The organism is Sulfurimonas denitrificans DSM 1251, assembly GCF_000012965.1.
GTDB lineage: Bacteria > Campylobacterota > Campylobacteria > Campylobacterales > Sulfurimonadaceae > Sulfurimonas > Sulfurimonas denitrificans.
This window is the reverse complement of the sequence record NC_007575.1, coordinates 1566012-1583764: the sequence shown is the minus strand read 5'-3', so window position 1 is coordinate 1583764 and position 17753 is coordinate 1566012. Positions and strand designations below refer to the sequence as shown.

Sequence of the window (17753 nt, the reverse complement as noted above, 5' to 3'; positions counted from 1 at the left end):
CCTTTGGTTTAAAATTGGTGGAGACATTGCTCCGTTGTAAAGCTTAAAACCAAATAATATCTTAAAAGTTATAGAAATATTTTAAAAAACTGATTAAATTTTAGGCAGTTGTAACTATTTTTTAAATCTAAAGTTCTCTTCTTCAAGCAATATTTTTAGTTTATCTTTTAGTTCGCCTTGAAATTCCATCCATCCATCCCTACATGTACCGCCGCATCCGAGCTTTTTCTTTAGATTTTTTAAGACTCTCTCTTGCTCATCAATACTCAAGTGAAACTCTCCAACTAAAGTAACAGTTTTTCCTCTTCTTTTCTCTTTTTTAAAGAGTAAAAAATGTTTTGATGGGGCTAAAGGCTCATTTGATATTTCTGATTTTCTAGCATCTTTAAGCTCCGCCCAGCCATCTTCTATCTCTGCACCAATAAATAGGTCTAGTTTCTTCCCTCTATTCATCTCACTACTTTTTGTCTTAAGAGGCTTATTTGTAAAGCCTCAAGAGTGTTATTTTTGATGCTCTCTATGATTTTTTCTAAAGATAAAATTGTGTGATTGTAAAGAATCACAAAAAGTTCATCACTCTCTTTTAAAAAAGTGCTCTCGCCATAAGGGGTATATCTAGTAGCCCCTATGCTAATTATGGCTTTATTTGGATTTTGGCACTCTAAAATATATTGGCTCAAAGGCTCTAGTGGTCCAAAATCTTCTTGAGTGTTTATCTGCTTTAGCATCCAATCAAGTAATTTTTCATAAAAGTAGCTATAACCCAACAGCTCCACATTTTCTCCATAAGCATGTAACTCATCATCTCTTTTTAAAAAAGAGCAAATTGAGTAATTGTCCATTATGCTACCATTTGTAAAAGAGTCTATGTTGATTAGATTTTCACTTATGCCCTTAGAGTCTGCACCCCAGTTTTTCTTATCACTTATTTTAGCGGCTCCTGCTACTCTAATAGAGCAGTCGTTGTAAGCGCCAAAGTGAGTTGGTGTAATTTTTGAGACTCTGTTATTCTCATACTCCAAGTCGCAAATAAGTGCCACTTCAGGCTCAGCTTGAATGTTTACATGTTGAGATGGCAGTTTTATTGTAGTACTTGAGAGAGGGTAGGTGGATAAAATATATTTTGCGTTATTTACAAAAGATGGAAGATAAAAAGGAAACATCCCCTTAGGGGCTGCTTCATCGGTTGTAATGATATTTTTAAAATCTTCAAGCTCCCCAGCTTGAGCTAAGTGAAGAGCAAAGTTTCCAGCGATTCCCAGCCCTAAAAAATCTCTATATTTTTGCATTTAAATCTCCTTTTTTAGGCGGTGGTTTAAGTTAGAAAAAGCTTAAATTATTAGATTAGACCTTTCTCTTTTGCCTCTGCAAACTCTTCATAACTTCCCTTGAAGTCAACATAGCTTCCATCTTCTCTTAGCTCAATAATGCGATTTGCAAAAGCATCTAAAAGTTCACGGTCATGTGAAACACAAATAACATTGCCTTTAAAGTTAAAAAGTGCTTCTCCAAGTGCAATGATTGCCTCTAAGTCAAGGTGGTTTGATGGCTCATCTAAAACCAAAAAGTTTCCGCCCTCAAGCATCATTTTACTAAGCATCATTCTATGTTTTTCACCACCTGAGATGCTTATAACTGATTTTTCTTGCTGTTCGCCCGAGAAAAGCATTCTTCCTAAACAGTTTCTAATCTCTGAGATATCACGTTTTGGGTCAAAGCCTCTTAACCAATCATAAAGAGTGCCATCGCCTTTGATTATATCAGCTGTATCTTGAGGAAAATAACTACTCTCAATAGTAGCTCCCCAATGGATTGTTCCACTTGCTGGTTTCATCTCTTCCATTATTATTTTTAAAAGAGTGGTTTTACCAACACCGTTTGGTCCAATAAGTGCGACTTTTTCATCTGGTTCAAACTTCAGAGTTATATTTTTTAAAACTTCATTATCGCCATAAGAGTGATTGATGTCTTTTACATGTAGCGCTTCATCGCCCATAACTCTTTTTGCTTTGAACACAATACTTGGGTCTCTTCTTGAAGATGGCTTTATGTCATCAATTACAAGCTTGTCAAGTTTTTTCTGTCTTGAAGTTGCCTGTTTTGCTTTTGAAGCATTTGCGCTAAAGCGACGAACGAAAGCCTCAAGCTCCTCTTTCTCTTTCTCTTTTTTTGCATTTCCAAGCTCTTGTTGTTTTGCTATAACATTTGCAGCGATATACCAATCATCATAAGTACCAGTAAATTCACGAATTTTTTGATAATCTACATCGAGTATATTTGTAACAACTGCATTTAAGAAGTGTCTATCGTGTGAGATTACAACCATTGTTCCTTCATGGCGCTGAAGCTCATCTTCTAACCAGCTAATAGTTTGAATATCAAGGTTGTTCGTAGGCTCATCAAGGAAAAGTACGTCAGGTTTAGGATAAAGAACTTGAGCTAAAAGAACTTTAAATTTATCAGCACTATCAAGTGAACTCATAAGGTCGTTGTGCTGACTTGCAGGGATACCTACATTTTCTAGGATTTTTGCAATATTTACATCATACTCATAAGTAGGGTCTTCTTCAACACAGATTGTCTCAAGCTCTGCAAGACGCTCATTTACTGCGTCATCTTCAAAGTCACCTGTTGCGTAAATTATCTCTTTCTCTTTGATTGCATCATAGAGTCTTTTGTTTCCATAAAGAACTGCATCTGCTATAGTAAAATCTTCATAAGCGTACTGATTTTGTCCTAAAACACCAACTTTATTCGCCTTTGGAATTATTACCTCACCCTCATACTCTTTAATTTGACCACAAAGTATCTTTAAAAAAGTTGTTTTTCCTGCACCATTTGCGCCGATAAGTCCATATCTTTTGTGACGGTCAAGTTTAAGGTTTATATCTTGAAATAGAACTCTATTTCCATAACGCATTATTAAATTTTGTACTGTTACCATTGTTTTCTCTTGTTTAGGCAGAGATTTTACCCTGCTCACTGTTTTTTTGCGATTATAGCTAATCGTTGTTTAAAAGCCAATTATTACTATTGAGCAGATTTGTCTTTTGAACCCTCAAAAGCGTTTGTTATATCGCTAGTTATGCTCTTGACTCCAGAATTAAACTCTTTTGTACTGCATCCAAGTAGAAGCAAACTTAAAACACCCATTAAAAATAAATTTTTCATAATTTTTCCTATATTTTACTATGTGGTCTATCCCAAAAACTCTCATCAGGCTTGCCTACATGTAACTCTTTGAGATACTTCTCTTCAGTTCTTTTTATCTCTGCTCTTATTAGATTTACTACTGCTTTTTGTGACTCTATTGGTGCGCTAAGTACGCAGTAATCGCCATCTGTAAGTTCATCGTTGAATTTTTTTTCATTAAAATTTTTGCCTAAATATTTTACAATATACTTTAAATCCCTCTCTGCATTACCAAGACATGACGTTGCCCCTGGAGAAGGCGTCATGTTAAAAATCAGTCCCTCTCCTGTACATATTGAAGCTTCTCCTAGTAGAAGTTTTTGTTGCTCTTTATCTAGTACTTGAGGACGAACTCCACCAAAACCTTTAGCATATTTAAACTCACTTACTCTAAGAGATGGAACAATTTTTCTAGCGTCTCTTAAAAATAGATATTTATTGATAAATGGAATCTCAAAGAGAAAATTTTTAAATATATAGTTGCGAATATCACGCTCTCTTAAGAGTTTGTAAAGAGCAATTGCTATATTTTTATCAAGCCTAAGAGTCTTCCAAAAATCTAAAAATGTCCCTTTTTTGTATCGCTCTAACTTTGGAAGCATAAGCGCAGTTGGACCAAAACGTGTGTATCCATTAGCTAAGATATCAGGGTCTCCATGAAGAGCAGCAAAGGGGAGTTTTGGATTTTGGATCATATAGACCTTGCCATTTAGCATCTTCTCATTTGTCATGTAAAAGCTTCCAGCCACTGGTAAGCATCCAAGATTTAAACCAAATCCCATTTTATGCGCTAAATAAAGAGAGTGCGCTCCAGCATCAGTAACCACAAAATCAGCATAAAAAGTGCCTTTTTCGCTCTTTACAACATAACCTCTTTTTTTACTCTTTTTAATCTCATCAACTCTTGTGTTTAAAAAAAGCTCAATATTTGTATCTGGCTCTTTTTTCGCATTTTGTAAAAACGAGTGTGAGAGCTTTTGATAATCAACTGTTGTCCATTGATCCCTCGTTCCTATGCCAACTATCTCCTCTTTACGCTCATTTCCATCTACATCAAATACAACGCGAGGCTCAAGCTCTTTTAATCGCTCTTTGTCCCACACTTCAAGATATGGAAAAAGCTCAGAAAACTCCTCATATCTATGAAGTAAAAATTCCACCTCTTTCTTACCAACGCCAAGTGCCATTTTTTGATGAGAGAAGATTATCTTGTTTTGATATTGGTGTTGCAGACAATACTTCTCAACCATTTTCGCAGTACGTTTAGTTATAGCAGCCTTTTGAAGAGTATAGTTTGTTTCAATATCGCCTACATGTATAGTTTGAGAGTTGCTTGTTCCACAAGAGTTTAATGTAGCAATATCACTATATTTTTCTATAATTCCAATAGAATTAATATCTGTATATCTAGAGAGTTCATAAGCTAAAGCGGTGCCTGAAATACCAGCACCAATAATCACAACTTCAAAGTTTTTAGTAGCCATTGATATCCCATACCTGTTTTATATGGGCGTATTGTATCAAATTAGTTATAATTCTTACTATTTATAAGGGGTTTGAGTGCAGATAAGAGAGCTTGATTTAAAAGAGTTACAGATGGCATACGATGTTCTTTGCCAACTTCGTACAACACTCTCGTATAATGAGTTTGAAGACTTGATATATGAGATGAGAAGTATAGAATATAAGATGTTTGGAATTATGGATGGAGAAAAACTTATAACTTATGCAGGCGCTGCAATACAGACTAATTTGTATGACAAAAGGCATCTTTTTTTATTTGATTTGGTAACATGTAAAGATTATAGGGGAATGGGTTATGGAAAAATGATGCTTGAATTTCTGGCTGATTATGCAAAAATGGGGATGTGCCAAAATATAGTATTATCATCAGGATTTCAAAGAGAAGATGCTCATAGATTTTATGAAAAAAGTGGTTTTTTTAAAAAGAGTTTTGTTTTTATAAAGGGAGTTTGAATTTACTTGAAATAGATAGTTGGAAAATAGTTTAGAAGTTTGCGGGATAAACCCGCAAAGTAACGTCCTATAAAGGAGTTACATTCTCAGCTTGAGGACCTTTTTGACCTTCTCCTAGTTCAAAAGTTACCTTTTGACCTTCAGATAATGAAACACGACCTGGTCCTGTTCTGTTTACTTGGCGAAAGTGTACAAATACGTCTTTACCGCCATTTTCTTGTTGAATGAAACCATAACCTTTTTCTTCATTGAACCATTTAACTGATCCGTCTAGCAATTCTGCCATGTGTAGTACCTCTTTGGTAAAAATTCACTTTCGTTAAAAAGTGGAGTCAAGTTATAGGGAGAGTCGTTTGTCTAGCAGAATATACTATAGATGAACTCGCACACAAAAATCTTTCATCGAGCAGAATTATAGCTGAAATTTTAAGTTTTGCGTTTAAAATTGAAAACTTTAATAAAGCTATAAATAAGTCGATATTGTGTTATGTAAATTAAATTAAAGGCTATGACATGCAAATATCATCAAATACAACTCTTCCAAGTGCGCTAAAAAGTGCAACGCCAATTAAAACGCTCTACACTGAAAAAATCTCAAAAGATGAGGCGATGGAGATAAGAGAGCAGATTAAACAAAATGCTAACGCAATGGCTTTTAACTCCGCAACAGTTCAAAACACGCTCCTTGGTGGTGGTAACACATCAAAAGACGATTATGCGTCGTTTCAAAGTTTTTTAAAAGATATAGGATATAACGGAAAACCAATAGCATCTCTGTCTAAAGATGAAGCGAGTGAATTGGTTAGCAAAGATGGTTTTTTTGGAGTAGATCAAACATCAAAAAGAATATCTGATTTTGTTATAAATGGGGCAGGTGGAGATGAAAAACTGCTTCGTGCTGGCAGAGAAGGAATGCTTAGAGGATTCAAAGAAGCTGAAGAGATGTGGGGAGGCAAACTTCCAGAGATATCTCAAGAGACTATGAAAAGAGCTACTGAGATGGTAGATAAGGCTATGTACGATTTAGGTTTTTCAGTTTTAGACAAAGAAGCATAAAAAGAGATGAAGTATGAGCTAAAAGATGAGTATATAGAGCTTTTTAAGCTTTTAAAAGTTTTAGATTTAGTTGATAGTGGAGCTGAAGCAAAGCTGATTGTTGCAGATGGTCATGTAAGAAGAAATGGCGAAATTGAGCTTAGAAAAAGAGCAAAAATTCGCCAAGGTGATGTTATAGAAGTTGCGGATGTAACTATAGAGGTCTCTTAAAATAAAAATGAGCTGACTACTCCTATAATTCCGCCAAAAACTCCACCCCAAACAACTAGCCAAGAGAGATGTTCATGAATTATTTTTTGAATCATCTCTTTTACCATGTTGGGAGTAAGTTCATTTAGCCTTGTGTCTATGATGTTCTCTATAGATTTGAGTGTATCTTTGCTTAGTGATGAGTTTTGAAGATGATACTGTAGTGTTTCATTAAAGCTTTGAGTATTTACAATTTTTACAATAGCGTTCTTCATCTTTAAAGAAAAAGGCTCACGTAAGTTCTCTAAAACACTAGCTCCTCCAAACATTCCTAGCATTCCTCCAAAAGATGACTCCATTACTGTTTTGCTTAGTGCATCAAAGGCTGGTGAGAAATCTGTTTTCTCAATTATAGGTGTTAAATCTAGCTTCTTCTCTTCATTTTTAAAGAAATTATCAAGTTGCTCCTCTGTAAAAAATTGAGTCATCATAAGAGTTTTGATAGACTCTTTAAAAGCTTCGAATTTAAGTGCAATAACCCCAGAGCCATAAAGAAATGGTACTTTTTCAAACAACATGTGGATTGCAAGTTGATTTGTAAGTGCACCTGAGAGTGCAAAAAGACCTCCATACAGAGCCAAAGAGCCAATGGTGCCTTCAAATAAAAAAGATAAAAGAACAAGTGTTAATGCAAAAGCGTTTGTTAGAAACGTTTTAGATATATTCAATTTAAGCTCCTAGTAATTAATAAAAGCAAAATTATACTAAAAAGATTTTATAATGGCACGGATTTAAAATAGAATGGAAAAATTATGAAGCAAGAGAGTTATACACTATTTAAGAGTGCAGATATGAAAACAATTTTAGAAGTTTTAGAAAATGAGTTACAAAAGAGAAATGAATCTCCATTTTGGAGAGGCAGAGTTGTACCTTTTAGCGAGGCGATTTTGAGTGTCTTAATCCCATTAAGAGATGCAAATATGCTTTTTAATCCAGAGGGCAAAGCAGAGAATGAGCTAACACCTGAACTTTTTTTTAGATGGAATGATTTTGTGAGTCTAAAGAGTTTGGCATTTACAATTCAAAAATCAAATGAAGCGGGTATTTTGCTAAGAACGAAGCTTTCAAGCGCTACATGTAGTAATTATAAAGAGATAGACCTTACTCTCTTGGGAGCTTACCTATCAAAAAATAGTGTAAATCTTCAAGATGAAGCTATCGATTTTCCAATCTCAAACTATAACTTGCACCAAGGTGTAAGCAATGTTATAAAATCTCTTTTATAAGCAAAGAAATTGATAGAATATTTTATAAAAAACAGTAGGCTTAACCATGCGCTATTAGCGTTTGTTATATTTATGGGGATTAACTCATATATAAATATTCCTAAAGAGATGTTTCCAGATATGGAGCTCGATAAGATAAGTGTTATGGGCTCGTATAAGGGTGCAAGTGCCAACACAATGGATAAGATGGCAGTTCGCGATATAGAAGATTCTCTTAGTGACATAAACGGGATAGATAAGAGTGAAACCACGATTTCACCAGGTGCATTTGCGATAGTTTTAACATTAAGTAAAGGTGCAAACAGAGAGCTAACTCTTAGCCGTGTAAAGGATTCGGTAGCACTTAGCAGACAAAATTTACCAAGTGATATGAATGAGCCGCTCACCACACTTTTAGAAAAATCTAAACCGCTCATAAAACTAGCTATCTCATCTTCAGTGTTATCTATTGGTCAATTGAGTGTAATTGCGCAAGATATGAAATCAAAAGCTGCAAAGGTGCCTGGAGTTAGTGAAATTTTGATTCGCGGTGATTCTGATGAACAAGTAACAATCAAAATCAACTCTGAAGCGCTTTTAGCTTATGGCTTAAATCATGGGGCAGTTTTGGGGGCTATTTCAAATCTCTCATATATATTTCCAATTGGAGATATTGAACAAAGAGGGAACTTCGTATTTATCTCAACAGCAAACGGCAAAGCTGATGTCAATGGATATAGAGATGCTATTTTAAATATTGATAACAGATACGTAAAACTCTCAGATATTGCAGAAATCAGCATAGAGTATCCGCAAATTGACACGTTAGCTACATATAATGGTAAAAAAACTATCTCCTTAAATATATCAAAAGGAGTAAGTGGTGATGCTATAGTTTTGTCTAAAAGACTCCAAGAGTATGTTTTAGCTCAACAAAAAAACTATAAAGATGTAGATTTTACATTTTATGAAGATAGTTCAAAACCGATTAAAGATAGACTTGACATTATTATCTCAAACCTCATGCTCGGTCTTATTTTGGTTTTTTTATCTTTGTATATTCTTATAAATCTAAGAATTGCTATTATTGTAGCACTTGGAATCCCATTTTCATTTCTTATTGGAATCACTTTTATTTACTATATGGGTTACTCAATAAATGTTGTCTCACTCTTAGGAGCGCTCATAGTTATAGGAATAGTTGTTGATGATGCGATTGTTGTAAGTGAAAATATACAGCGATATATAGATGAAGGAGTGGATAGATTAGAGGCTACTATAAGAGGAACAAAAGAGATGCTCTTGCCTGTTACTCTTGCCACTTTAACAACCGTTGTAGCATTTTTACCTATCTTTATGATGCAAGGAGAGACCGCACTTTTTATCCTGCTTATACCGATTACTGTAATTATAATGTTGCTTGGCTCACTTATAGAGAGCTTTTTGTTTTTACCGCTACATGCAAATGAATATTTAAGAAAGAGTAACAATAGAGTAAATTGGATTCCATTACAAAATATGTATGAGAGAGTCATTTTACGCTTTTTGCATTTTAAAAAAATATCACTTTTTTTCTTTTTAGTTCTAATTCCTATAATCTCTATATACATGGCAAGTAGTATGAAATTTCAATTTTTCCCAAATTTTGATGGAAATTTTCTCTACATATCTGGAAAGGTAGATATAAATACTCCACTTGAAGAGACATATAAAATCTCACAAGAGATAGAAGATGAGTTGGTAAAACATAAAGAGGAGTTCTCACTAAAAGCAATCTCCAATATTATTGGATATAGAAGAAGTCTCTCTGGAGAGACACAAAGAAATAGTGGTGTTTTTATGATAACGATGGAACTACATGATAGAGCAAGCACTAATTTTGTAGATAGTTATATAACCCCTATTTTAAATCTGAATTTCAATTTCAATGATCCATTAAAGATACGCAAAGAACAGACGTATGAGCTCTCTCCAAGGGCAAGAGATATTATTAAAGAGTTTAAAAACAGATACAACATGGAAGATTTGGGCGTTATGGAAGATAAGCCTGGGTTAATAAGAAGCGATATTGAGATAAGTTTATCTGGAATGAATGATGAGCTACTCCAAGATGGGATAAAAAAGTTAGAAGAGAAGATAGAATCAGTTGAGGGAATTAGAAATTTTAGTGATAATATAAAATTAGGAAAGATGGAGTATAAGATAAAGATAAACTCTTATGGGGAGAGTTTAGGGCTTAGTGAAGCTAGCATCGCTAGAACACTTAGTGCATATTTTTTAGAGCAAAAACAGTCAACAACTTTCAATGAAAGAGGTGTGATGGAGATAAAAACAGAGGATATTAAAAAAGATAGTATTGATACTTTTTTAAATTTTAGTATTCCTTTTGGCGAGGGTAAGTCTGTAAAATTAACACAAGTTGCAGATATTATTGAGATAAGAGATTATGAGAAGATAAATAAACTAAATGGAAGTATTATAAAAACCTTTTTTGCAACTATTGATAAGAGAAAAACAACCTCACAAGAGGTGCTCGACAAGCTTGAACCAACTCTAGATGAGCTAAGAGCGAGTGGTATAGATGTTATGTTATTGGGTGAAAAAGAGAAGAAAGAGCAATTAAGAAACGATATGCAAAAGGCTATATTTTTGGCACTGTTTTTGATTTTCTTATCTCTTTTGTTGATATTTTCAAAGGTAAAATATGCGCTTATGGTTATGAGTGTTATTCCGCTCTCGGTTTTAGGTGCGCTAGTTGGACATAAAATTTTAGGTATAAATCTCTCAATGACTTCTATTATAGGGATATTAGGACTTGCTGGAGTCGTTGTCAATGATGGAATAATAATGTTAGATTTTTTACATGGCACTCATAAATTAGAAGAGTTTTTACTAAGGGCTAAACTTAGACTTCGTCCAATTATTATAACAACGCTTACCACATTTTTAGGACTTTTTACTCTTATTTTTTACGCAACAGGGCAAGCCGTAATACTTCAACCAATCGCTATTTCTATAGGTTTTGGTCTTATTTGGGGAACAATTTTAAATCTTGTCTATCTACCAACGCTCTATGCGTTAGTAAATAAGATAGAAAAAAAAGCTATTTAGCAGAGTATGGTTCTATAGGAAGTTTTATAAATTTGGCATATAGTATGCCACTTTTTATATTTATTACATCATAGTTTAATTTTTGTGATAAAAATGGTGCTAAAACTCTAGTCCTGCTCCCTGTTCGGCAAATTATTGCAAACTGTTTTTTTGTATCTACTGCATTATTTAATTTATCTATAAAATCTTTTAAGTCGTAGTTGCCTTTTTCATCAAAAAGCATAATTGGGATAGACCCTTTTAAAAGACCTGTCTCTTTCCATTCAGCGGGTGTTCTTATATCTACTATCGGAGTTTTAGAATCGATTAGTTGTTGTGAGGCTTCTTCATTTATAACGGTTGCTAAGAGTGAAGCGGACAGAAGTAGAAACGATATTAAGATTTTTTTCAAGTAATTGTTCTCCATGGTTTGTTATTAAGTTATAATTGTATCAATAAATAAATAATAGGTTAGAGATGGCATCGCAAAAAGCTATAGACAATTCACTTAGACTCCGATACATAAGAGCATTGGAGCGATTTCATAAGAGCATTCTATCTTATCTTTTAACTACTCAAAATATCACAAAAGAGAGTTACTCTAAAAAGGTACAAAATAGTCAAAAAGTGCTAAATAGAGTTGAAGAGATAGATATTTACAAAGGGGATTTGCAAGATCTTCAAAAAATTGTAAAAAAGATTATCTCTTATCAAGATAGTGATAAAGAGATAGAAGAGATTAAAGATGATATTTTATACATCTCAAATCAGTTAGAAAAAACTAAAAACTCAAGACGTTACAAAAAAGAGAAACACTCCAGCTCAATTTATGATGAGTGGGAGTAGGGATTTTTAGCTATTTTGACTCTTGAAGCATTGTGTCAAGGAGTGCAAATAGCTCTTCAGAAGCTTTTTCCATATTATCAAAGTTATTAATAATATTTTGAGAATTTTTCAGAGTCTCCTCATCAGCTCTTTGATCTAAATAAAATAGATTAGCGTTTGCATTTTTATGAACTATCTCATGAGGAGTTGATAATTTGTTAAATGATGAAGTTTCAGCAAATCTTCTCTTGCCCTCATCATCGTACCAAATACCAAGTGCGCACTGGTGAGTATCTTGTTGTTCAAACATTTTTTTAAGTGAAACAATAGAGTTATAAACACGTGATTTGTATAAAATATGTTCTAACTTTGCAAGAACTATAAATATGCTGTTCTCCATTCCATAAGAGTAGTCAACCATTTTAAGTGAGTTATTGCTAAGTTCAATTAGAGCACTCTCAAACCCATTCATTTTTTGAGTAGAGTCTTCAACTGTTGCTTTCATCATCTCGGAGCTTGTTTGTATCTCATTCATATCTTGTTGTAATGATTTTATAGATACTGAAATCTCACCTGTTGCTTTATGTGTTCTCTCAGCTAGTTTACGTACTTCATCCGCAACAACTGCAAACCCACGACCATGTTCACCTGCACGAGCAGCTTCAATCGCAGCGTTGAGAGCTAGAAGGTTTGTTTGGTCTGCTATATCTGTAATCAACTGAATTACAGAGGTTATCTCATTTGCTTGGTTTGTAATTTCTAAGATACTGTGGTTGTTTGTATTTACCTGCTCTGTTAATGCGTTTAACTCTCGTGTGATATTTAAAATATCATTTTTTGAGTTCATAGCAGATTCTGATGCTTCTTTTGTAGCGGATGTTATAGTTTTTAAATCATTGATATTTGAACTTAAATCAGAGATTATTAGTGAGAGTGACTCTGAAACATTTACACTCTTTGTGCTGATTTTTGAGTTAAAAACATCTCTTTGTGCTTTTGCATGTTGAGTCTTCATGAACTCAATGCTTTTCTCAACACTCTCTATAGCATCTACAAACTCTCCGCTCATGCCATCAGATGAGATTTTATGAGAAAAGATACCTTTTGAAGCATCTGTAATTGTTGTATTTATCTCATGAATAAGATTTTGTGTATGTTCTATAAGCTTAGAGAGTTCATGTCCCATAATTCCAAGTTCTGTATTTCTATCATTTTCACTGCCCTTATGACTAAAATCGCCTTTAGCAACATAGCTTATAAGAGATGTGAAATTATTTATTCCAGAAGTTATCGATTTTCTAATAATTGTTGCGAGTATTAAAACAATAAGACCAACAGCAATACCAGCAACAAGAGCTAAGTATTTAAAAACATTTAACACTTTAGCTAGTGAAGAAGAGGCATCCTCAAGCTCTTTTGATTTAAATTCTACAAGTTTTTTAAATGAATCTCTTGATGTGTTTGCAAAAGGAGTAAGTTCTTCAGAGTAGTTAGCATAGATTTGAGTTTTGTTATCTTTTATGTCTTGGGCATCAAGAGACTTCATCATTTTAAGTGTATTATTTAAAAATAGCATTGTTGATGTTTTTGCCTCTTTAACCATATTAAGAGAGTCATCTTTTGCCATAAGTATCTCAAGAGAATTAAATCCATCTTCTATGTTGTGTAGAGTTTTTTCGAGGTTTGCTAAATTTTTTTCATAATCTCCGCCAAGCATAATATCTCTTGAGAGTCTGCTTACATAATTTAGGTTTTTTTCTATTTTCAGTGTTGTTAATCCACCAATCATAGAGTTTTCATGTAGATGTTCATACTGAGAATCTACATATCCCATAGCTATAAATATAGATATAGCTGCTGAGAATACAGAGACAGTTACCATCGCTATAAAATAGTTCATCTTCTTATGAATACTTAAATTTTTAAACATTAACGAGCCTTTATTACATTATTTAAATGAATCATAGCATATTTTAAAAGATATTATTATGAATTTATCTTATTTTTCTTTTATCTATAAATACATAAATTGTGATAATAAGATAATGATGACAACGAGGCTAAAGGGGAAAAAGTGATTTTTAAATACCCACGGATTTATCTTGAAAAGTTTTTGGTTTATTCCTCTAAATCCTAACCACAATCCAAAAAAAGCTTTAATGCTAAGGAGTGTTTGAAAGTAAGAGAGTGAGCCATTTTCAATTTTTCCAAAAACTTGAGAAAAAAGAAAGAGACCACTAGCAACAGCTACCATTAGAGCATAAGGGACAACTTTTCTTACATGTACCATAATCGCTTCTCTAGCTTTAGTGTGCTCTTCTTGATTAAGTGTTTGATTCATTTTTGATAAAAAGAGAATGTCAACAAATAAAAAACCGCCATATATAAAAACTGAAAAAATATGAATGGTATGAATGAGTGTGTAAGTGATAGGAAATCCTTTTTTTAGGTGAATTTTAACACATGTAATAGCTAATAAATTTGTTTTAAATCAATTGCAAGAGAGCATATAAATTTTAAACTCATAATCCTAAATTTAGACTTTTTGGATAGAATCATAAACTAAAAAATCAAAATAAAGAAAAAAAGAATGCAAAACAGCAAAGCAAGAGCAAATATTTATGCACTTTTATCTCGTGTGTTACTTCAAGAGTTAGATGAAGGGGTGTTGCGTATGATAAGAAATGATGAGAATATTTTAGATTTTTTCCCAACACTTAAAACTTGGGAACCTTTTTTAGAGATTGAAGATAAAAAACTCTTAGAGGAGTATTTAAATCCAGATTTTGTAAATTTATCTATACTGCACCTTATCCCTTATGAAACTTTTTACACACGTGAAGACCAAAAGATTGAAACAGGCGGAGCAAATCCTGTGACTGATATGTACAGTGCGTTTAACTTTGTGGTTGATTATGAAGCTGCAAGAGCTGTATCTGCTGATCACATTGGAGTTGAGCTGGAGTTTATGCATCATCTTGTCGAGGCTGAGGTAAAGGCTCTTGAAGCAAATGATAAAGAGTCAATTAAAGTCTTAAGAGAGACACAGAGTGAATTTTTAAATAAACATCTACTCAGATGGGCTCCAATGTATCTTATAAATGTAAAGTATGAAGCAAGAACGCCTCTTTACTATGATGCCTCTGATTTGGCATTAGAATTTATTCTTAGTGACAATGAGTATTTGACAAAAGAGCAAAAAGCTTAAGATGATACAGCTAAGGACAAGCCGTTGCGTAAGGTCACTCTCAAAGGAGAGTGAGTGTAACAGATGTGAAATTGTCTGCCCAACTGAGGCGATAGTTGTTGGAGGTAACCCTTTGCCATCAATCAACTTTTCAGCGTGTGTAGGTTGTGGAGCTTGTGATAGTGTCTGTCCAAATGAAGCACTATATTTGGATGATTTTAGTACAACGGATTTCTTTTTTAACTATATAGAAGATAGCGACAACCTTATATCATGTAGAAAAAATGTACCATGTATTGCGGCACTAAACATAGAAAATATTATCTCTATGGCTCTTCTTAAAAAAGAGATGATTTTTGATATGGGGCATTGTGATGAGTGCGCTATTGCACACAAGTGCAAGCCTCAAATAGAGAAAAATTATGAAGAGGCTTCTTATATACTTGAAGCTATGGAGAGTGACTCGGTTATAAAACTTGAGTATATCAAGTATGAAAAAGAGGCAGATTTAAAAGAGCAGAGTTCAAGAAGAGAGTTTTTCTCTAAGGTAAATCTCAAGGGTATAGTTAAATCAAAGATAGAGTTTGAAAAAGAGATACAAAAAGCAACAGATGAGTTGGTTGAGCATACTCTCAAAAAGAGCGATATAGCACTGCTAAAGCAAAAACGTATAACAGATAGAAGAAAGCTCTTCTTTACGGCTCTAAAGCGTGTAGAGAAACCATCAATCTATCATATAATAGAATCAGATGAGCTCACATTCACATCCATGAAAATGGTGAATGAGACTACATGTACTGCATGTCAGATGTGCTATAGAGTCTGTCCAAGTGGAGCGTTAAGTTCTGATATTAAAAATTCTAAGATAGAGTTTGATCCGTTTTTGTGTATTAAGTGCCATATTTGTCATGATGTTTGTGAGCCAGAGGCTATTACACTCTCGCCTACATATAGAGTAAAGGAGTTTTTTGAACCAACAGTTCAAAATTTAATCACTTTTAAGGTGAGAAGATGTGATGAGTGTAATGTTATTTTTAGTACAAATTCTAGCGATAAACTCTGTTACAGATGCAAAGCTGAAGATGAAGAAGCAAGAGAACTTTGGGGAATAAAAGGAGGTTATGTAACATGATGAATGATGCAAATGAGATATCACATCACACACAGCTTTATGGTTTTATAGGAGAATTTGCTGGACAAAATAGCATCTCTGCAACACTAAATAAGCTATTTAAAGCAAGAAACAAAAATGCAATGATGATTCCTATGAATATACGGGAGGATGATTTTTTCTTTACGCTCTCAAATATGAAAAACTCACATGTAAATGGTGCTTTAATCTCAAATGAGTATATGAAAAATGTCTTAGAGACTCTTAGCCAAAAGAGTGAAGCTGTAGAATTTAGCGGGTTGTGTGATATTGTCATAAGAGATGAAAACAGGCTTGTCGGAGATGTTTTGCTATACAAAACTCTTGTAAAATTTTTAAAAGATAAAGGTGTTAAAAAAGTAGCACTTCTTGGGGTTGATGAGAGAGCTAGAGCATTTCTCTTTTTTGCAAAAGAGTTTAATATAAGTTTTTATTTTGATGAGATAGAGCAGTTAATGCTCTTTTGCGAGGAAATAGGCGAGAAGAGTGCGGACATAAATCGTCTTGCAGATAACATGGAAGTAGATTTGTCTTTATATGATGCTGTTATCGATTTTTCTGATTTTAACTCTCTTTCTATGGTTAGCAAATTAAGCCCCATTAATCTTGATATGAAACAAAAAAAAGAGTTCTCAGCACTCAAAGTAAGAGCACTTGAAGTAGGAGCTCCTTATCTGGGTTTTGATGATATGTTGGATGTGATAAGTCAAGCTACTTTTGAGTTTTTGGAAGATAAAAAACATCTAGAGCATGATAAAAGTGATATGAAATTTTAATAAAATAGGAGAAGTGATGAATAGAGAAGATTTAAGTGATTTAAGAGCAGAGTTTGATAAATTTGTAAAAAGTAGTTGTTCAATAGATTCAGAAGGCTCACAAAATGGTGATGAAACTACTGATAAAGAGGATGAGGTTCCCGTTCCTCAGTTTGTAGATGCCTTAAGTACAAAACTTTTAGCTCCAGCAATTAGTGGAGTTTATCTATCAAGACTTGATATAAAAAGAATCGCAGAAGCGATAGATGAGTCTATCCCTATAAAAGAGCGTGTTAAAATGGTTAGAGCACTATTTAGACATACAAATTCAAAAGAGTTTTTAAGAGGTGCTTTTAGTGAGATAAACAGACACATAAATGGGCGTATTTTAATCTATGAGGAGTTAGCAGAAGCATTCCCAGCTTCAAGTTCAATCTTTGAAGAGCAGATAGTAAAAGCAAAAAACAGTATGAAAATGTTTGATCAGATAATAGAAGACTTTGAAGAGATAGAGCCATCAGACGACCCGCTATCTATATAAAGCTGTACGCTTTTAGAGCATCTTTTGGAGCTCTAAAAAACCTTGCCAAATAAGAGCACTTAAAATACCTGCTACAAAACCAGCTACTACGTCATCGGCAACAACACCAAGCCCGCCTTTAGCTTCTCTGTCTAATCTCCCTATGATAGATGGTTTGGTTATATCAAAGTATCTAAATAGTGCAAAAGATAAGAGACTTTGAATAAGAAATCCATTTTCCAAGTCAGCTACTTCGCCAAAACTCACACTTATGGCAGGTGCAACACTTAGGGCAAACCACATTCCAGCGAGTTCATCTATAACTATACGCTTGTCGTCATGGATACCGCTTTTTGCTTCATATTTATTTATCTCACGAACTGCGATAATTGAGATAAGTATAGTTGCCAAAAATAGAGTCTGTGCATCAAAATAGATAAGAATCAGCATCCCAAGAGGAAGTGAGAGGAGTGTTCCAACTGTTCCAGGGGCTTTTGGAGCAAGCCCGCTATATCCTAGCGTTATAAAAAACCAGTTCATATATATC

The 17753-nt window shown here is 33.8% G+C and carries 21 protein-coding genes; 10 read left to right on the top strand and 11 right to left on the bottom strand.

Annotated features, from left to right (window positions below):
• Nucleotides 1–114 precede the first annotated feature (114 nt).
• The 5 genes from SUDEN_RS07875 to SUDEN_RS07860 form a co-directional block, all read right to left on the bottom strand.
• Entirely contained in the window at nt 115–453 is a 339-nt protein-coding gene (locus SUDEN_RS07875; protein WP_011373138.1) for a translation initiation factor, read from the bottom strand.
• Entirely contained in the window at nt 450–1289 is an 840-nt protein-coding gene (locus tag SUDEN_RS07870) for a DUF5718 family protein (RefSeq protein WP_011373137.1), read from the bottom strand. The genes SUDEN_RS07875 and SUDEN_RS07870 overlap by 4 nt, the downstream gene beginning before the upstream one ends.
• Before the next feature lie 50 nt (nt 1290–1339).
• On the bottom strand, nt 1340–2944 hold the full coding sequence (locus SUDEN_RS07865; protein WP_011373136.1) for an ABC-F family ATP-binding cassette domain-containing protein: 1605 nt from the start codon (nt 2942–2944) through the stop codon (nt 1340–1342).
• A gap of 86 nt (nt 2945–3030) precedes the next feature.
• Nucleotides 3031–3171 (bottom strand): hypothetical protein, encoded by a 141-nt coding sequence (locus SUDEN_RS11335; RefSeq protein ID WP_158301044.1) that lies wholly within the window; start codon nt 3169–3171, stop codon nt 3031–3033.
• Nucleotides 3172–3179: 8 nt separating this feature from the next.
• Nucleotides 3180–4676 (bottom strand): FAD-dependent oxidoreductase, encoded by a 1497-nt coding sequence (locus tag SUDEN_RS07860; RefSeq protein WP_011373135.1) that lies wholly within the window; start codon nt 4674–4676, stop codon nt 3180–3182.
• A 76-nt stretch (nt 4677–4752) separates the two neighbouring features.
• Between SUDEN_RS07860 and SUDEN_RS07855 the strand changes: the two genes are divergently transcribed.
• Nucleotides 4753–5169 (top strand): GNAT family N-acetyltransferase, encoded by a 417-nt coding sequence (locus SUDEN_RS07855; protein WP_011373134.1) that lies wholly within the window; start codon nt 4753–4755, stop codon nt 5167–5169.
• Between the two features lie 67 nt (nt 5170–5236).
• On the opposite strand, the gene SUDEN_RS07850 is transcribed toward SUDEN_RS07855, so the two are convergent.
• The gene (locus SUDEN_RS07850; RefSeq protein ID WP_011373133.1) at nt 5237–5455 is read right to left on the bottom strand and encodes a cold-shock protein; all 219 of its coding nucleotides are present in this window, start codon (nt 5453–5455) and stop codon (nt 5237–5239) included.
• Between the two features lie 227 nt (nt 5456–5682).
• On the opposite strand from SUDEN_RS07850, the gene SUDEN_RS07845 reads away from it, so the two are divergent.
• Together SUDEN_RS07845 and SUDEN_RS07840 are read left to right on the top strand one after the other, a co-directional pair.
• Complete coding sequence (locus SUDEN_RS07845; RefSeq protein ID WP_011373132.1) at nt 5683–6225, top strand: hypothetical protein; 543 nt, start codon at nt 5683–5685, stop codon at nt 6223–6225.
• A gap of 6 nt (nt 6226–6231) precedes the next feature.
• Entirely contained in the window at nt 6232–6435 is a 204-nt protein-coding gene (locus tag SUDEN_RS07840) for an RNA-binding S4 domain-containing protein (RefSeq protein ID WP_011373131.1), read from the top strand.
• On the opposite strand, the gene SUDEN_RS07835 is transcribed toward SUDEN_RS07840, so the two are convergent.
• Nucleotides 6432–7142 carry a hypothetical protein gene (locus tag SUDEN_RS07835; protein WP_011373130.1) on the bottom strand — a complete coding sequence of 237 codons (711 nt, stop codon included), beginning with the start codon at nt 7140–7142 and terminating at the stop codon, nt 6432–6434. The genes SUDEN_RS07840 and SUDEN_RS07835 overlap by 4 nt on opposite strands.
• 84 nt (nt 7143–7226) lie before the next feature.
• Here SUDEN_RS07835 and SUDEN_RS07830 point away from each other — a divergent pair, with 84 nt between their 5' ends.
• Nucleotides 7227–7700 (top strand): hypothetical protein, encoded by a 474-nt coding sequence (locus SUDEN_RS07830; protein ID WP_011373129.1) that lies wholly within the window; start codon nt 7227–7229, stop codon nt 7698–7700.
• 9 nt (nt 7701–7709) lie between these two features.
• Nucleotides 7710–10790, top strand: coding sequence for an efflux RND transporter permease subunit (locus SUDEN_RS07825; protein WP_238374799.1), 3081 nt, complete (start codon nt 7710–7712; stop codon nt 10788–10790).
• Here SUDEN_RS07825 and SUDEN_RS07820 read toward each other — a convergent pair.
• A complete protein-coding gene (locus tag SUDEN_RS07820; protein ID WP_238374798.1) occupies nt 10783–11181 on the bottom strand; it encodes a rhodanese-like domain-containing protein in 399 nt (132 codons plus the stop codon). The two genes, SUDEN_RS07825 and SUDEN_RS07820, sit on opposite strands and share 8 nt — an antisense overlap.
• Nucleotides 11182–11246: 65 nt before the next feature.
• Here SUDEN_RS07820 and SUDEN_RS07815 point away from each other — a divergent pair, with 65 nt between their 5' ends.
• A complete protein-coding gene (locus SUDEN_RS07815) occupies nt 11247–11615 on the top strand; it encodes a hypothetical protein (protein ID WP_011373126.1) in 369 nt (122 codons plus the stop codon).
• A gap of 10 nt (nt 11616–11625) precedes the next feature.
• Here the strand turns inward: SUDEN_RS07815 and SUDEN_RS07810 are convergent, their stop codons facing one another.
• On the bottom strand, nt 11626–13524 hold the full coding sequence (locus tag SUDEN_RS07810) for a methyl-accepting chemotaxis protein (protein WP_011373125.1): 1899 nt from the start codon (nt 13522–13524) through the stop codon (nt 11626–11628).
• Nucleotides 13525–13608: 84 nt separating this feature from the next.
• The gene (locus SUDEN_RS07805; RefSeq protein WP_011373124.1) at nt 13609–13935 is read right to left on the bottom strand and encodes a hypothetical protein; all 327 of its coding nucleotides are present in this window, start codon (nt 13933–13935) and stop codon (nt 13609–13611) included.
• Nucleotides 13936–14184: 249 nt separating this feature from the next.
• Between SUDEN_RS07805 and SUDEN_RS07800 the strand changes: the two genes are divergently transcribed.
• The 4 genes from SUDEN_RS07800 to SUDEN_RS07785 are packed head-to-tail and all read left to right on the top strand — an operon-like array spanning nt 14185 to nt 17227.
• Nucleotides 14185–14802: a TorD/DmsD family molecular chaperone gene (locus SUDEN_RS07800; RefSeq protein ID WP_011373123.1), complete on the top strand. Its 618-nt coding sequence runs from the start codon at nt 14185–14187 to the stop codon at nt 14800–14802.
• Between the two features lies 1 nt (nt 14803).
• The gene (locus SUDEN_RS07795; RefSeq protein ID WP_011373122.1) at nt 14804–15913 is read left to right on the top strand and encodes a 4Fe-4S binding protein; all 1110 of its coding nucleotides are present in this window, start codon (nt 14804–14806) and stop codon (nt 15911–15913) included.
• On the top strand, nt 15910–16707 hold the full coding sequence (locus SUDEN_RS07790; RefSeq protein WP_011373121.1) for a hypothetical protein: 798 nt from the start codon (nt 15910–15912) through the stop codon (nt 16705–16707). Before SUDEN_RS07795 ends, SUDEN_RS07790 begins: the two co-directional genes overlap by 4 nt.
• A gap of 16 nt (nt 16708–16723) precedes the next feature.
• The gene (locus SUDEN_RS07785; protein ID WP_011373120.1) at nt 16724–17227 is read left to right on the top strand and encodes a hypothetical protein; all 504 of its coding nucleotides are present in this window, start codon (nt 16724–16726) and stop codon (nt 17225–17227) included.
• Nucleotides 17228–17239: 12 nt separating this feature from the next.
• Here SUDEN_RS07785 and SUDEN_RS07780 read toward each other — a convergent pair whose 3' ends face one another.
• The gene (locus SUDEN_RS07780; protein ID WP_011373119.1) at nt 17240–17746 is read right to left on the bottom strand and encodes a phosphatidylglycerophosphatase A family protein; all 507 of its coding nucleotides are present in this window, start codon (nt 17744–17746) and stop codon (nt 17240–17242) included.
• Between the last annotated feature and the right edge of the window lie 7 nt (nt 17747–17753).

What these genes read in the sequence shown, in the direction of transcription:
- SUDEN_RS07875 (WP_011373138.1), bottom strand. Translation starts at nt 453, where the DNA reads ATGAATAGAGGGAAGAAACTAGACCTATTTATTGGTGCAGAGATAGAA.
- SUDEN_RS07870 (WP_011373137.1), bottom strand. Translation starts at nt 1,289, where the DNA reads ATGCAAAAATATAGAGATTTTTTAGGGCTGGGAATCGCTGGAAACTTT.
- SUDEN_RS07865 (WP_011373136.1), bottom strand. Translation starts at nt 2,944, where the DNA reads ATGGTAACAGTACAAAATTTAATAATGCGTTATGGAAATAGAGTTCTA.
- SUDEN_RS11335 (WP_158301044.1), bottom strand. Translation starts at nt 3,171, where the DNA reads ATGAAAAATTTATTTTTAATGGGTGTTTTAAGTTTGCTTCTACTTGGA.
- SUDEN_RS07860 (WP_011373135.1), bottom strand. Translation starts at nt 4,676, where the DNA reads ATGGCTACTAAAAACTTTGAAGTTGTGATTATTGGTGCTGGTATTTCA.
- SUDEN_RS07850 (WP_011373133.1), bottom strand. Translation starts at nt 5,455, where the DNA reads ATGGCAGAATTGCTAGACGGATCAGTTAAATGGTTCAATGAAGAAAAA.
- SUDEN_RS07845 (WP_011373132.1), top strand. Translation starts at nt 5,683, where the DNA reads ATGCAAATATCATCAAATACAACTCTTCCAAGTGCGCTAAAAAGTGCA.
- SUDEN_RS07840 (WP_011373131.1), top strand. Translation starts at nt 6,232, where the DNA reads ATGAAGTATGAGCTAAAAGATGAGTATATAGAGCTTTTTAAGCTTTTA.
- SUDEN_RS07830 (WP_011373129.1), top strand. Translation starts at nt 7,227, where the DNA reads ATGAAGCAAGAGAGTTATACACTATTTAAGAGTGCAGATATGAAAACA.
- SUDEN_RS07815 (WP_011373126.1), top strand. Translation starts at nt 11,247, where the DNA reads ATGGCATCGCAAAAAGCTATAGACAATTCACTTAGACTCCGATACATA.
- SUDEN_RS07810 (WP_011373125.1), bottom strand. Translation starts at nt 13,524, where the DNA reads ATGTTTAAAAATTTAAGTATTCATAAGAAGATGAACTATTTTATAGCG.
- SUDEN_RS07805 (WP_011373124.1), bottom strand. Translation starts at nt 13,935, where the DNA reads ATGAATCAAACACTTAATCAAGAAGAGCACACTAAAGCTAGAGAAGCG.
- SUDEN_RS07800 (WP_011373123.1), top strand. Translation starts at nt 14,185, where the DNA reads ATGCAAAACAGCAAAGCAAGAGCAAATATTTATGCACTTTTATCTCGT.
- SUDEN_RS07795 (WP_011373122.1), top strand. Translation starts at nt 14,804, where the DNA reads ATGATACAGCTAAGGACAAGCCGTTGCGTAAGGTCACTCTCAAAGGAG.
- SUDEN_RS07790 (WP_011373121.1), top strand. Translation starts at nt 15,910, where the DNA reads ATGATGAATGATGCAAATGAGATATCACATCACACACAGCTTTATGGT.
- SUDEN_RS07785 (WP_011373120.1), top strand. Translation starts at nt 16,724, where the DNA reads ATGAATAGAGAAGATTTAAGTGATTTAAGAGCAGAGTTTGATAAATTT.
- SUDEN_RS07780 (WP_011373119.1), bottom strand. Translation starts at nt 17,746, where the DNA reads ATGAACTGGTTTTTTATAACGCTAGGATATAGCGGGCTTGCTCCAAAA.